The sequence below is a fragment of the Streptomyces sp. NPDC038280 genome, from assembly GCF_055600045.1.
On the sequence record NZ_JBVJYZ010000013.1, the window covers coordinates 55,316 to 69,271 of the forward strand.

Below are 13,956 nucleotides of genomic sequence, written 5' to 3' on the forward strand. Positions count from 1 at the left end.
AAGCAGGCTCCGTGATCAAGCGGGCCGGGATTTCCATTGCCGCCACCCGTTACGCTGGACGCGTGGCAGTCGTCGATGTATCCGAAGAGCTGAAGTCCCTCTCCTCGACCATGGGGTCGATCGAGGCCGTACTGGACCTCGACAAGTTGAGGGCAGACATCGCCGTGCTCGAGGAGCAGGCCGCGGCCCCGTCCCTCTGGGACGACCCGGAGGCGGCGCAGAAGATCACCAGCAAGCTTTCGCACCTCCAGGCCGAGGTCCGCAAGGCGGAGGCGCTCCGGGGCCGGATCGACGATCTCGGGATCCTCTTCGAGCTCGCCGAGGCCGAGGACGACGCCGACACCCTCGCCGAGGCCGAGTCCGAGCTCGTCTCGGTGCGCAAGGCGCTGGACGAGATGGAAGTCCGCACGCTCCTCTCCGGTGAATACGACGAGCGCGAGGCGCTCGTGAACATCCGGGCCGAGGCCGGTGGCGTCGACGCCGCCGACTTCGCCGAGCAGCTCCAGCGCATGTACCTGCGCTGGGCCGAGCGGCACGGCTACGGCACCGAGGTGTACGAGACGTCGTACGCGGAAGAGGCCGGCATCAAGTCGACCACCTTCGTCGTCAAGGCGCCCTACGCCTACGGCACGCTCTCGGTCGAGCAGGGCACGCACCGCCTGGTGCGCATCTCCCCCTTCGACAACCAGGGCCGCCGCCAGACCTCCTTCGCCGGCGTCGAGGTCCTCCCCGTCGTCGAGCAGTCCGACCACGTCGAGATCGACGAGACCGAGCTGCGCATCGACGTCTACCGCGCGTCGGGCCCCGGTGGTCAGGGCGTCAACACCACGGACTCCGCGGTCCGCATCACGCACCTGCCGACCGGCATCGTCGTCTCCTGCCAGAACGAGCGCTCGCAGATCCAGAACAAGGCCAGCGCGATGAACGTCCTCCAGGCCAAGCTCCTCGAGCGCCGCCGCCAGGAGGAGCAGGCCCTGATGGACTCCCTCAAGGGCGACGGCGGCAACTCCTGGGGCAACCAGATGCGTTCGTACGTCCTGCACCCGTACCAGATGGTGAAGGACCTGCGGACGGAGTTCGAGGTCGGCAACCCGCAGGGGGTGCTGGACGGCGAGATCGACGGCTTCCTGGAGGCGGGAATCCGCTGGCGCAAGCAGCAGGAGAAGTAAGCGACAGAAGTACGCAGGCGAAGTAGGGGCAGCAGCACCCGCTTTACGCGTCCGGACGGCGTCGGGCTCCCTGGGGAGTTCCGGCGCCGTTCGTGTGGGTGGGGTGAATTCGCTGGCGCAAGGGGAATGTTGCTTTGCGGCTCGCTTTGTCGACAAGGGAACTGGCGTTGGGGAGGCGGAAGTTCCGCGTCTTCGTCACAGTTGCATCCCCGCACGCCAGGCAAGTGCGGTGATTCCGGGCATCGCACGCGCAACCGCCTTGACTGGCCTGGGGAAACTGGGAAGGCTGGCGCCTGGCATGCGCATTGCTGGGGCGTGTGTGGACGGGGGTCAGTACGCCGCCCCCGATGCCTGCGGCCCCGAGCGCTGCTCCAATGACGAATGAGCTACTGGGGGTAGCAGGCAAAATGACCAAAAACACGCGGGTCCGCTTCGCGCGGATAACCGCCGGTGCGGTGATCGCGGCCGGTGCTTCGCTGACGGCGGCGGGTGCCGCTCAGGCGGTCGGTATCGAGGTCGCGGGCATCAGCGCGGAGGTCGAGGCCAAGGACGGAAGCGTCGAGGTGGGCCTGGGTATCAACGACACCCAGGGCGGCACGAGCGACGGCAACACCACCATCGGCACCACGACGGGTACCTCGACCGGTACGTCGACCGGTACGTCCACGGGTACCTCGACCGGTACGTCCACGGGTACCTCGACCGGTACGTCGACCGGTACGTCCACGGGTACCTCGACCGGTACGTCGACCGGTACGTCCACGGGTACCTCGACCGGTACGTCGACCGGTACTTCCACGGGTACGTCGACCGGTACGTCGACCGGTACTTCCACGGGTACGTCGACCGGTACGTCGACGGGCACCTCGACGGGTACGTCGACCGGTACTTCCACGGGTACCTCGACCGGTACGTCCACGGGTACGTCGACGGGTACGTCGACGGGCACCTCCACGGGTACCTCGACCGGTACGTCGACGGGCACCTCCACGGGTACCTCGACCGGTACGTCGACGGGCACCTCCACGGGTACCTCGACCGGTACCTCGACGGGCACCTCCACGGGCACCTCGACCGGTACCTCGACGGGCACCTCCACCGGTACGTCGACGGGCACCTCGGCCGGTACCTCCACCGGTACGTCGGCCGGCACGTCCACGGGTACGTCCACCGGCACGACCGGTAACGCGTCCACGGGCACCACCGGTAACGCGTCCAACGGCACCACCGGTAACCCCGGCACCTGCACCGTCGACCTCGATGGTGCCGAGTGCGTCGACAACAACCCCGGACCCAACAACGCCGGCTCCCAGCCGGTCGAGCAGGGCAAGGCCAAGGAGGAGCTGGCGGAGACCGGCGCCGCCGAGACCTCGTTCCTGCTCATCGGGGCCGCGACGATGATCGCCGGAGGCATCGGCTTCCGGATGCTGCCGCGCCTCGTCGCCGGTGGCCGTACCGCCGCGTAATCGGGCGGACACAGCGCATGGGAGGGCCCGGGTCGCCGATCGGCGACCCGGGCCCTTGCGTTCGTCCGGATCTACGCGGTCTGGTGGGTCGCCAGCAGTGCCACCGCCGCGACCAGCACCACCAGGAGCATCAGCAGCGCCGCGGGGGACAGGCCGCCCAGCGGGCCCTGCTGCTGAAGGCGCTCACGGTTCGCCCTGCACACACGGCAGCGGCCCTCGGCGACCGGGGCCGCACAGTTGGCGCATACCAGTCGGTCATAGGTCATGCGCTTTCCTCCTCCCGCGTGGCGGTTCCGTCCGCACAACGCTCAGGGCAACGCAACCGTTCCCCCTACCACTGTGCCAGCTCCCACGGTTTTCGGCGCGCCCCGTCGGATTACGCCCGTTCCGTTCCGGGGGGCATAAAGGATAAAGCACGCAAGCGCGGACGGCGACTGCGCGGGTCATCTCCGTTCGCGTATGGTCACGCACACCTACTCCCGGCCGACCGTGGTGCACCCGTGATCCGATTCGACAACGTCTCCAAGTCCTATCCGAAGCAGAACCGCCCCGCGCTCAGGGATGTCTCCCTGGAGATCGAGAAGGGCGAGTTCGTCTTCCTGGTGGGCTCCTCCGGCTCCGGAAAGTCCACCTTTCTCCGGCTGATCCTTCGGGAGGAGCGCGCCAGCCACGGCATGGTGCACGTCCTCGGCAAGGATCTGGCGCGGCTCTCCAACTGGAAGGTGCCGCACATGCGCCGCCAGCTGGGCACCGTCTTCCAGGACTTCCGGCTCCTCCCCAACAAGACCGTCGCGGAGAACGTGGCGTTCGCCCAGGAGGTCATCGGAAAGCCCCGCGGCGAGATCCGCAAGGCCGTACCGCAGGTCCTCGACCTCGTCGGTCTCGGTGGCAAGGAGGACCGCCGGCCGGGCGAGCTGTCCGGTGGTGAGCAGCAGCGCGTCGCCATCGCCCGCGCGTTCGTCAACCGGCCGATGCTGCTGATCGCGGACGAGCCGACCGGCAACCTCGACCCGCAGACGTCCGTCGGCATCATGAAGCTGCTGGACCGGATCAACCGCACCGGCACCACTGTGGTGATGGCGACCCACGACCAGAACATCGTCGACCAGATGCGCAAGCGCGTCATCGAGCTCGAAAAGGGCCGTCTCGTACGCGACCAGGCGCGCGGCGTCTACGGCTACCAGCACTGAGCTGTAGAGGAAAGGCTGAAAGAGTCGCATGCGCGCTCAGTTCGTACTGTCCGAGATCGGCGTCGGTCTCCGCCGCAATCTCACGATGACGTTCGCCGTCATCGTCTCCGTGGCCCTCTCGCTCGCCCTCTTCGGCGGCGCGCTGCTCATGCGCGAGCAGGTCAGCACGATGAAGGACTACTGGTACGACAAGGTCAACGTCTCCATCTTCCTCTGCAACAAGAGTGACGCGGGCACCACGCCCAAGTGCGCCAAGGGCGCGGTCACCGGTCAGCAGAAGGAGCAGATCGAGGCCGACCTGAAGAAGATGACCATCGTCGAGACGGTCACCCACGAGTCCGCCGACGAGGCGTACAAGCACTACCGGGAGCAGTACGGCGACACGCCGATCGCCTCCACCATCACCCCGGACCAGATGCAGGAGTCGTTCCGGGTGAAGTTGAAGGACCCGTCGAAGTACAAGGTGGTCGCCACCGCCTTCGCGGGCCGCGACGGCGTGCAGTCGGTCCAGGACCAGCGCAACATCCTGGAGAACCTCTTCTCCCTGATGAACGGCATGAACGTGGCCGCGCTGGGTGTGATGGCGCTGATGCTGGTGATCGCGCTGATGCTGATCGTCAACACGGTGAGAGTGTCGGCGTTCAGCCGGCGCCGTGAGACCGGCATCATGCGGCTGGTCGGCGCGTCCAGCTTCTACATCCAGATGCCGTTCATCATGGAGGCCGCCTTCGCGGGTCTGCTGGGTGGCGCCGTCGCCTGCGCGATGCTGCTGGTCGGCCGGTACTTCCTGATCGACCACGGTCTGGCGCTCGCCGACAAGATGCAGCTCGTCAACTTCATCGGCTGGGACGCCGTGCTGGCCAAGCTGCCCCTGGTGATCGCGATCGGTCTGCTGATGCCCGCCATGGCCGCGTTCATCGCGTTGCGCAAGTACCTCAAGGTGTGACATGCGCCCCGGGCGCCGTACGGTCAACGACCGTACGGCGCCTTTCGCTTGTCCTACAGTGGGCGACATGCCGGGTCCCGACTCCTGTATGCGGCCCCGCGGTGTCCGCCGCGGGGCTCTTCTCACGCTGGTCTTCGCCGGTGTCCTCGCGACGGCCGCCGTGACCAACTGCCTGCCCCGTCAGGAGCCCGCGGCCGCGCGTCTGGCCCCCGCGCGGGTCACCGGTGCGACGGTCGACCGCGAGGCACTCGCGCGTGCCGCGGCCGACGCCGTCGCGGACGGGAAGTCGGGTACGAAGGCCGCCGAGGAGTTCGTCAGCCGCAGCGGTGACCGCTGGGGCGCGGTGTACGCCCCCAGTGAGTACGAGGAGTTCGAGCAGGCCCTCGGCGGCGCCTACACCGGCGTCGGGCTCTCCGCCCGCAAGGGCGACGGCGGGCGCGTGGAAGTGGCCAGGGTCCAGAGCGGCGGCCCTGCCGCCAGGGCGGGGCTGCGGCCCGGTGACCGCATCCGTACGGTCGACGGCCGCCGTGTGGACGGGCGGCCCGTCTCCGAGGTGGTCGCCCTGCTCCGCGGCGACGCGGGCGGCACGGCCGCCGCGCCGGGCTCGTCCGTGGTCCTCGGCGTCGAGCGCGGCCGGCACGGCTGGACCGAGACGCTGCGCCGGGCCCGGCTCACCACCGAGCCGGTCACCGTCCGGCGCCTCGACGGCGACGCCGTGATGATCAAGGTGGCTGCGTTCACCAAGGGCGCGGGAGAGCGGGTACGGGACGCGGTGCGCGGCGCCCCGCCCGGTGCCGGTGTCCTCCTCGACCTCCGGGGCAACGGCGGCGGACTGGTCGCCGAGGCAGCCCTGGCCGCCTCCGCGTTCCTCGACGGCGGTCTGGTCGCCACGTACGACATCGACGGCGAGCAGCGGGCCCTGTACGCGGACGCGGGCGGGGACACCGGGCGGCCCGTCGTCACGCTCGTCGACGGCGGCACGATGAGCGCAGCCGAGCTGCTCACCGGGGCTCTCCAGGACCGCGGCCGGGCCGTCACGGTCGGGTCCCGCACCTTCGGCAAGGGATCCGTGCAGATGCCGAGCCAGCTTCCCGACGGCTCGGTCGCCGAGCTGACCGTCGGCCACTACCGCACCCCGGCCGGCCACAGCGTCGACGGCCGGGGCATCACCCCCGACCTGGTGGTGAGCGGACGGGCCGAGGCGCGGGCCCGGACAGTATTGAGTGGCCTCGGGGGCCGGTCGTAGTGCGAAAATGACCGCACTATGGCTAAGGAAAAGGACACAGGGCGCAAGATCATCGCGCAGAACAAGAAGGCGCGGCACGACTACCTCATCCTGGACACCTACGAGTGCGGCCTCGTGCTCACGGGTACCGAGGTGAAGTCGCTGCGCCAGGGGCGGGCCTCGCTGGTGGACGGCTTCGTCCAGATCGACGGCAACGAGGCATGGCTGCACAACGTGCACGTGCCGGAGTACGCGCAGGGCACCTGGACCAACCACTCCGCGCGGCGCAAGCGGAAGCTGCTGATGCACCGCGCCGAGATCGACAAGCTGGAGTCGAAGGCGCAGGAGTCGGGTCACACGATCGTGCCCCTGGTGCTGTACTTCAAGGAGGGTCGGGCGAAGATCGAGATCGCGCTCGCCAAGGGCAAGAAGGAGTACGACAAGCGCCAGACGCTGCGCGAGAAGCAGGACCTGCGGGAGACGAACCGGGCGATCGCCGCCGTCAAGCGCAAGCAGCGGAGCGCCTAGCTCGCCGCCCCGGCGGGAATACGCTGGCACCGTCGTCCGTTGGTCACGTACGATGGGTCCTGCACCTCACAGCGGGTGCACTGCTTTGAAAAAACAACATGGGGATGATCGGTTTCGACAGCGGATGTCGATGCAGGGGAAGCGAGCCGAGGAAGCGGCAATGATCTCGTTAACCACGTGTCGCAACCAATAATCGCCAACTCCAAGAGCGATAACTCCCGCTTCGCCCTCGCTGCCTAATTTTAGGTAACGAACAGAAGCCTCTGTGAGGAGCGTCAGCCCGGGCTTGATCCCGTCCCGGTTCCTGGCGTCATTCAGGGATCTAAACCTCTAGCTCCGGTCACGGGGGCTGGAGGGAAATCAAACAGTGACTGAGCCCGTCGGAGACTTGTCCGCGTGATCTCCGGGGCCGAGAAAATCGCAGCGGACTGCGCTCGGAGAAGCCCTGCTTCTGCACCGTTGGACGCGGGTTCGATTCCCGCCATCTCCACTCATCCCATGTTCCAATTGAATAGCGTTGACGAAGGCCCGGCAGCCGTCATGGCAGCCGGGCCTTCGTCGTGTCCGCCGGAGGTCAGACGCTCTGCGGCCGGCCCGTCAGCAGCGTGAGCAGCTCGTCCATCTCGCCGCGCCACTGGCGGTGCACGTTCATCCGGGCCGGCTCCGCCTGCCCGGGCAGCTGGAGACGGAAGGAGCTCCAGACGGCGTTGCGGCGTATGTCGCCGACGGCGCCCGTGACCTCGTCGAAGGTGAGCGCGTAGGCGATCTCCTTGGGGCGGTTGCTCAGCCGGTCCGCCTTGTGGATGACGACGGCCTTCTCGGTCACGGTGATGAAGTAGTACGTGAGGAACGCCTGGCCGATCAGGCCGAGCATGCTCATCAGCCAGACACTGGGGCCGGCGATGGCCTGGATCGTGACGACCGGGCGGTCGGCCGGATTGGCCTGCGCGATCGCGGCGGCGACCTGCTGCTGGATGGTGGCCTTCTTGACGGCCATGGGGCCCTCCAATGAGCGGAGTAAGGGTGGGGACGGGGAAGAGCGGAATGATCGCCCCCGCTTGGGGGCGGTGCAGCGTACCGCCCCCGGGGGGCCCTCATACGCGGCGGGGGAGGGCAAGTGCGGCCAGGGCGAGCGCCAGGGCCGCGGCGGACACCGGGACCAGATAGCCGGGCACCGGGCCGGCGTGCTCGACCGTCCAGCCGCCGGTCGCCGAGCCCACCGCGATGCCGCCGAGGATGGCGGTGACCGCGAGCGTCATGCCCTCGTTCAACTGCCCCTGCGGGGTGAGCCGCTGAACCGTCGTCATGGCCGTGATCATCGTCGGGGCGGTCGCCATCCCGGCGAGCAGCAGACCGCCGGCCACCGCGAGCAGCGAGCCCGTGACGGCGGCGAGCAGCGGCAGGGCCATCAGTACCGTCATCGCGGCGAGGCAGGTCCGCAGCCGCGCGCCGCGCCGGGCCCGGCCGTAGACGAGGCCCGCCGCGCACGAACCGGCCGCCTGCAGGGCCAGCACCGGGCCGGCCGCCGGGCCGTCCGCGAAGGCGATCGTGACGACCTCCATCGATCCGAAGACCGCGCCGGTCGCGAGGAACACCGCGAGCAGCGCGGGCATCCCCGGAACGCGCACCGGTGAGGGCGTGGAGGCCCGGGGTGCGACGGGCGGTTCGGTCGAGCGCTGCGCGGCGAAGACCACGACACCGGTGAGCAGGAGGACCGCGCCGCCCAGCGTGCCCGCCTCAGGGAACAGGGCGGCGCAGAGAAAGGCCGCGAGCACCGGGCCGAGCATGAAGCACAGCTCGTCGACGGCCTGCTCGAAGGCGTTCGCGGTGTGCAGGGCCGCCGGATCGCCCCGATGGAGGTGGGCCCAGCGGGCGCGGGACATGCCGCCGGTGTTCGGAGTCGTCGCGGTCGCGGCGTACGCGGCGAACAGCGTCCACGCGGGTGCTTCGTAGCGCACGCACAGCAGCAGCGCGAGCGATCCGAGGGCCGCGACCGCCGTGGCGGGCACGGCGACGCGGGCCTGCCCGTACCGGTCCACCAGACGCGCGGTCCACGGCGCGACCAGCGCGGTGGCGGCGAGCCCGGTGGCGGTGACCGCCCCGGCCAGCGCGTACGAGCCGTACGCCCCGGCGATCATGATGACGGCGCTGACGCTGAACATTCCCATGGGGATCCGGGCGATGAGATTGCCGAGCGTGAAGGCCCGGGCTCCCGGTACGGAGAACAGCCGACGGTAGGGGCCCGGGAGCCGCGGGGGACGGGCGACGGCCCGCCCGCGGGGCAGGGCGGCCGCCTCGAAGCGGGGGGCGAGGACGAGGGTCCCGCCCGTGATGGTCATGCGTGAGGTGGTCGTCTGCGGCATGGATCAAGAGTCGGCGCTCGGGTACGCGCCGGTCCAACACCTGGTGCCTCGCCATTAACGCACTCGCGTTGTCAAAGCCCACGCTGTTGAATGCGCCAGTGGCCTCCGACACCGATCCGCGTCTTCTGCGCGCCTTCCTGGCCGTCGCCGACGAGTTGCACTTCACCCGCGCCGCCGCGCGCCTCTATGTCGCCCAGCAGGCACTCAGCCGCGACATCCGACGGCTGGAGCGGGAGTTGGGCGCCGAGTTGTTCGTACGGACCACCCGGCAGGTGGCCCTCACGGCGGACGGGGAGCGGCTCGTGCCGTACGCCCGCCGGGTCCTGGACGCGCACGACGAGCTGGGCGCCGCCTTCGCCGACGCCTCGCGGCCGCTGCTCGTCGACCTCAACACCGAGGGCATGATCTCCGGCCGGGTCCTCGCCCGCGCCCGGGAGCTCGCGCCGCAGTGCGAGCTGATGGCCCGCTTCGAAAGCGGGCTCACCGGCGCCGCCGCCGGGATGCTCGCCGGGCGGCTCGACGTCTCCTTCGGATACGCGGGCGGGCTGGCCCCCGCGGTGCGGGCCGGGCTCGGGTGCCGGCTCGTACGGTACGAACCGCTGGCCGTGCTGCTGCCCGAGGACCATCCGCTCGCCGACCGCGCCGAGGTGCCGCTGGACGCGCTCGCCGGGGAGTCGGTCTACGCGGGCGCCGGGAACCCCGGCACGCTGGAATGGACCGGTCTGGCGGCCCGGCTCTTCGAGGGGCGGGGGATCGCCATCGCCCCTCCGGCGCCGGTGGCGATCGGCAAGGAGGAGTTCCGGCGGGTGATGGCCAAGACCCGCAGCCCGGTCCTCGCCACGGTCGACTTCCCCGAGCTCCCCGGGTGCGCACTGCGGCCGCTCACCGACCCCGTACCCCTCTCCCCGGTCTTCCTGGTCTGGCGCAGGGGGCTGCGCCACCCCGGGCTCGACGCCCTGCGCGCGGCGGCCGCGGAGCTCGGGGCCCGCGAGGACTGGCTGCGCCTCCCGCCGGAGGCCTGGCTGCCGGCGGACGACCCCGGTCTCACAGCCACGCCCGGCCCTGCGTGAGAGCAAGGTTGCGCAGGGGTCACTTCCTGCCACCGGGCTGAAACGAGGCATCCCTAGCGTCGGTCCCACGAGGTTCCAGAAGGCCCGGAGCTCTGCACGTTCCGGGCCCGACACCGTGGAGGTACCTGATGGGCGGCCGGTGGATCGAGCGGTGGGAGCCGGAGGACGAGACCTTCTGGCGTGAGAAGGGGGAGCGGATCGCCAAGCGCAATCTGCTGTTCTCCGTGTTGTCCGAGCACATCGGGTTCTCGATCTGGAGCCTGTGGTCCGTGATGGTCCTGTTCATGGGGCCCCAGTACGGCATCGACCCGGCGGGGAAGTTCTTCCTCATCGGCACGGCGACCCTGGTCGGCGCGGTCATCCGGGTCCCGTACACCTTCGCCGTCGCGCGGTTCGGCGGCCGGAACTGGACGATCTTCAGCGCCCTGCTGCTTCTCCTGCCGACCGGTGTCGCGTACGCGGTGATGGAGCCCGGCACGTCGTACACCACCTTCCTCGTGGTGGCCGCGCTCACCGGCGTCGGCGGCGGCAACTTCGCCTCCTCCATGACCAACATCAACGCCTTCTTCCCGCTGCGGAAGAAGGGCTGGGCGCTCGGTCTCAACGCGGGCGGCGGCAACATCGGCGTGCCGGTCGTCCAGCTCGTGGGACTGCTGGTGATCAGCACCGCCGGAGCGACCCACCCCCGGATCGTCCTCGGTGTCTACATCCCGCTGGTCGTCGTCGCCGCGCTCTGCGCCGCGCTCTTCATGGACAACCTCGCGCCGGTGAAGAACGACACCGGCGCCGCCCGGCAGGCCGTCAGGGCCCGGCACACCTGGATCATGGCGTTCCTGTACATCGGCACCTTCGGGTCCTTCATCGGCTACAGCTTCGCCTTCGGGCTCGTGCTGCAGACCCAGTTCGGGCGCACCCCGCTGCAGGCCGCCTCGCTGACCTTCATCGGGCCGCTGCTCGGTTCCTTGATCCGGCCCGTCGGCGGCTCGCTGGCCGACCGGTACGGCGGCGCCCGCATCACCGTCTGGACCTTCGCCGCGATGGCCGCGGCGACCGGTGTGGTGGTCTACGCGTCCGCCATCGAGTCGCTGGGCGTCTTCCTCGTGGGCTTCATCGGACTGTTCGTCCTGAGCGGGCTCGGCAACGGCTCCACGTACAAGATGATCCCGGCCATCTTCCTGGCCCAGGGGCACCGCAAGGGGCTCGCGGGCGAGGAGGCCGAGGCGTACGGCCGCAGGCTCTCGGGGGCCGCCATGGGCCTCATCGGGGCGGTCGGCGCGCTCGGCGGACTGGGGATCAACCTCGCCTTCCGGCAGTCGTTCCAGGCTGCCGGAACGGGAACCTCCGCCTTCGTGGGCTTCCTGGCCTTCTACGCGGCGTGCATCGCCGTCACCTACGCGGTATACCTTCGGCGGCCCGTCGAGGTGCCCGCCACGGCGGCCGCGGCGGAGGAAAAGCCGCAGGTCGGTTACGCCGAGGTGTGATCGGGAGTGGTCCGTAACGGCGGAGAAATACAGACGAACCGAATCTGTCACGTGTCACCGGCAGGCTCAGCTCTCATGTACGAGCAAGAGCAGGGTCCCCTCGCGGGGTTCACCGTCGGAGTCACGGCGGCGCGGCGCGCGGACGAGCTGGGCGCGCTCCTGCGGCGCCGCGGCTCGGCCGTCGTCCACGGTCCGGCGCTGCGGATCGTGCCCCTCGCGGACGACACCGAACTGCTCGCCGCCACGAAGGAACTCATCGACCGGGCCCCCGACGTCGTCGTCGCGACCACCGCGATCGGCTTCCGGGGCTGGGTCGAGGCGGCCGACGGCTGGGGCTACGGCGAGGAGCTCCTCGACTGCCTGCGCGGGGTGGAACTGCTCGCCCGGGGCCCCAAGGTCAAGGGCGCCGTCAGGGCGGCCGGGCTGACGGAGGCGTGGTCGCCGTCCTCGGAGTCCATGGCCGAGGTGCTCGACCGGCTGCTCGGGGAGGGCGTGGCGGGCCGCCGCATCGCCCTCCAGCTGCACGGGGAGCCGCTGCCCGGCTTCGTGGAGGCGCTCCGGGCGGGCGGCGCCGAGGTCGTGGGCGTCCCCGTCTACCGGTGGATGCCTCCCGAGGAGCTCGGCCCGCTGGACCGGCTCCTCGACGCCGCGCTGTCGCGGTCGCTGGACGCGGTCACCTTCACCAGCGCGCCGGCGGCCGCCTCGCTGCTCTCCCGGGCGGAGAGCCGCGGGGTCCTGCCGGAGCTGCTCGACGCGCTGCGCCACGACGTGCTGGCGGTCTGCGTGGGGCCGGTCACGGCCCTGCCGCTCCAGGCCCATGGTGTTGACACGCTCCAGCCGGAGCGCTTCCGGCTGGGGCCCCTGGTGCAGGTGCTGTGCCAGGAACTGCCCGCCAGAGCACGGACCTTTCCCGTGGCGGGGCGGAAGGTGGAGATCCGGGGCCACGCCGTCCTGGTGGACGGGGAGCTGCGACCGGTGCCGCCGGCCGGGATGGCGCTGCTCAACGCGCTGGCCCGGCAGCCCGGTTGGGTGGTCTCCCGGGGGGACCTGCTCAGGGCGCTGCCGGGGGCGGGGCGCGACGAGCACGCGGTGGAGACCGCGATGGCCCGGCTGCGGACGGCGCTGGGGGCGCCGAAGCTGATCCAGACAGTGGTCAAGCGGGGGTACCGACTGGCCCTGGACCAGGCGGCGGAGACGAAGTACGGGGACGTGGACGCCTGAACGGCCCCCAGGGGGAGGGCTGAACGCGGCGGAGGGCCTTCGGCGCCCGGCCCGGCCGGGCCACCCGCCTCCCGGTCGGTCAGGCCCGGCGCGGGGCCGCCCGGCCCGGTCACGCCCGGCGCAGGCCGCCCGCCGCCCGCAGCAGGCACAGCAGGGACGCCGTCGACAGGACGCCCCGAACCGTGTTCCAGGCCGTCCACGGGGCCTCGAAGCGGTCCCGTACGCCCGCCGGGTCGGCGATCGCGCCGGGAGGGCCGGCGGCGGCCAGTGCGTCGTTGAGCGGCACGTTCACGGCCGAGGTGACCACCAGGACCGCGACGGAGAGCAGGAGTGCCGCCAGGGTCCAGCGGGTCACCGGGGTCGCGCGGAGCTGCCAGGCCGCCACCGCCGACAGGACGAGCGCGCCGAAGAAGACGGCGAAGAAGACCGGGTTCTGGATCACGTCGTTGATGTTCTGCATCACCTCGATGAAGACCCGGTCGTCGCTTCGTCCCAGGGCGGGCATCACCGAGCACGCGTAGGCGAACCAAATGCCCGCCGTCAGTCCCGTCGTCACCGTCGCCGCCGTGAGTACCGCGTTCGTGGTCCGTGTCATGGCCGTTTTTGTCATGTGATCATTCAATCGGTGGCGACGGTCCGTGACCATGGGCGAGCGTCGCAGGCGCATACGTCTGCGTCCAGGTCCGCGGGCACGGCTCCGGGCCCATAGCGTGATCGGATGACCGTTCAGATCCGGGGCGCCCGCCCGTCCGACGCACCCGCCCTCGCCGACGCCCTGACCCGCAACCGCGCCCACATGCGCCCCTGGGAGCCGCACCGGCCCGAGGCCTACTTCACCACCGAGGGACAGGCCGGCCGCCTGGCCGACGCCTCCGTGCGCTGGTTCGCCGTCGACGGAGAGGCGATCGTCGGCGCGGCCACCCTCTCCGGCATCGCCCTCGGCCCGTTCCGCAGCGGGAGCCTCGGCTACTGGGTCGACGCCGGGTACACCGGCCGCGGGCTCGCCACCCGGATCGTCGGGGAGGTGTGCCGCGCCGCGCGCGAGGACCTCGGCCTGCACCGCCTGGAAGCCGGGACCGTGCTCCACAACACGGCCTCCCAACGGGTCCTCGCCAAGAGCGGGTTCGAGCGGTACGGAACAGCGCCCCGCTATCTGCACATCGACGGCGAGTGGCGCGATCACCACCTCTTCCAGCGGATCCTGCACGACGACCCGCCGCCGCTCGGGTAGCGGGGGTTCCGGTCGCCGCCCACGGCGGGCACTCTGGTCGGTACACCCGACGGTGACCCCGAGGCG

14 protein-coding genes and 1 other RNA gene are annotated in these 13,956 nt (G+C 70.6%); 11 read left to right on the forward strand and 4 right to left on the reverse strand.

All coding sequences use genetic code 11. The features are described from left to right. Window positions 1-62 precede the first annotated feature (62 nt). A complete protein-coding gene (gene prfB, locus ACZ7J0_RS24015; protein WP_470890526.1) occupies window positions 63-1,169 on the forward strand; it encodes a peptide chain release factor 2 in 1,107 nt (368 codons plus the stop codon). A gap of 407 nt (window positions 1,170-1,576) precedes the next feature. Continuing rightward, a complete protein-coding gene (locus ACZ7J0_RS24020) occupies window positions 1,577-2,635 on the forward strand; it encodes a hypothetical protein (protein WP_470890528.1) in 1,059 nt (352 codons plus the stop codon). 71 nt (window positions 2,636-2,706) lie between these two features. Here the strand turns inward: ACZ7J0_RS24020 and ACZ7J0_RS24025 are convergent, their stop codons facing one another. After that, a complete protein-coding gene (locus tag ACZ7J0_RS24025; RefSeq protein ID WP_470890530.1) occupies window positions 2,707-2,901 on the reverse strand; it encodes a hypothetical protein in 195 nt (64 codons plus the stop codon). Window positions 2,902-3,135: 234 nt separating this feature from the next. Here ACZ7J0_RS24025 and ftsE point away from each other — a divergent pair, with 234 nt between their 5' ends. The 5 genes from ftsE (at window position 3,136) to ssrA (ending at window position 7,017) form a co-directional block, all read left to right on the forward strand. Further along, the gene (ftsE, locus tag ACZ7J0_RS24030; RefSeq protein ID WP_468710897.1) at window positions 3,136-3,825 is read left to right on the forward strand and encodes a cell division ATP-binding protein FtsE; all 690 of its coding nucleotides are present in this window, start codon (window positions 3,136-3,138) and stop codon (window positions 3,823-3,825) included. Between the two features lie 28 nt (window positions 3,826-3,853). Then, complete coding sequence (gene ftsX, locus ACZ7J0_RS24035) at window positions 3,854-4,771, forward strand: permease-like cell division protein FtsX (RefSeq protein ID WP_468710895.1); 918 nt, start codon at window positions 3,854-3,856, stop codon at window positions 4,769-4,771. 67 nt (window positions 4,772-4,838) lie between these two features. Beyond that, window positions 4,839-6,017, forward strand: a complete 1,179-nt coding sequence (locus ACZ7J0_RS24040; protein WP_470890533.1) for a S41 family peptidase — start codon at window positions 4,839-4,841, stop codon at window positions 6,015-6,017. Window positions 6,018-6,035: 18 nt separating this feature from the next. Further along, window positions 6,036-6,524 carry an SsrA-binding protein SmpB gene (smpB, locus tag ACZ7J0_RS24045; protein ID WP_468710892.1) on the forward strand — a complete coding sequence of 163 codons (489 nt, stop codon included), beginning with the start codon at window positions 6,036-6,038 and terminating at the stop codon, window positions 6,522-6,524. A gap of 100 nt (window positions 6,525-6,624) precedes the next feature. Beyond that, window positions 6,625-7,017, forward strand: a transfer-messenger RNA (tmRNA) gene (ssrA, locus tag ACZ7J0_RS24050). 81 nt (window positions 7,018-7,098) lie between these two features. Here the strand turns inward: ssrA and ACZ7J0_RS24055 are convergent. Both ACZ7J0_RS24055 and ACZ7J0_RS24060 read right to left on the reverse strand, forming a co-directional pair. Further along, window positions 7,099-7,521, reverse strand: a complete 423-nt coding sequence (locus ACZ7J0_RS24055; RefSeq protein WP_470890535.1) for a hypothetical protein — start codon at window positions 7,519-7,521, stop codon at window positions 7,099-7,101. Between the two features lie 97 nt (window positions 7,522-7,618). Beyond that, entirely contained in the window at window positions 7,619-8,863 is a 1,245-nt protein-coding gene (locus ACZ7J0_RS24060) for an MFS transporter (RefSeq protein ID WP_470890766.1), read from the reverse strand. Window positions 8,864-8,985: 122 nt separating this feature from the next. Between ACZ7J0_RS24060 and ACZ7J0_RS24065 the strand changes: the two genes are divergently transcribed. From ACZ7J0_RS24065 to ACZ7J0_RS24075, 3 genes are all read left to right on the forward strand, one after another. Continuing rightward, window positions 8,986-9,957, forward strand: a complete 972-nt coding sequence (locus ACZ7J0_RS24065; RefSeq protein ID WP_470890536.1) for a LysR family transcriptional regulator — start codon at window positions 8,986-8,988, stop codon at window positions 9,955-9,957. Window positions 9,958-10,085: 128 nt separating this feature from the next. Continuing rightward, window positions 10,086-11,438 carry a nitrate/nitrite transporter gene (locus tag ACZ7J0_RS24070; protein ID WP_470890538.1) on the forward strand — a complete coding sequence of 451 codons (1,353 nt, stop codon included), beginning with the start codon at window positions 10,086-10,088 and terminating at the stop codon, window positions 11,436-11,438. 75 nt (window positions 11,439-11,513) lie between these two features. Continuing rightward, a complete protein-coding gene (locus tag ACZ7J0_RS24075) occupies window positions 11,514-12,659 on the forward strand; it encodes a uroporphyrinogen-III synthase (protein WP_470890547.1) in 1,146 nt (381 codons plus the stop codon). 109 nt (window positions 12,660-12,768) lie between these two features. Here the strand turns inward: ACZ7J0_RS24075 and ACZ7J0_RS24080 are convergent, their stop codons facing one another. Beyond that, a complete protein-coding gene (locus ACZ7J0_RS24080) occupies window positions 12,769-13,254 on the reverse strand; it encodes an anthrone oxygenase family protein (RefSeq protein WP_470890549.1) in 486 nt (161 codons plus the stop codon). Window positions 13,255-13,377: 123 nt separating this feature from the next. On the opposite strand from ACZ7J0_RS24080, the gene ACZ7J0_RS24085 reads away from it, so the two are divergent. Further along, on the forward strand, window positions 13,378-13,890 hold the full coding sequence (locus ACZ7J0_RS24085) for a GNAT family N-acetyltransferase (protein ID WP_470890551.1): 513 nt from the start codon (window positions 13,378-13,380) through the stop codon (window positions 13,888-13,890). The last annotated feature ends 66 nt before the right edge of the window (window positions 13,891-13,956 follow it).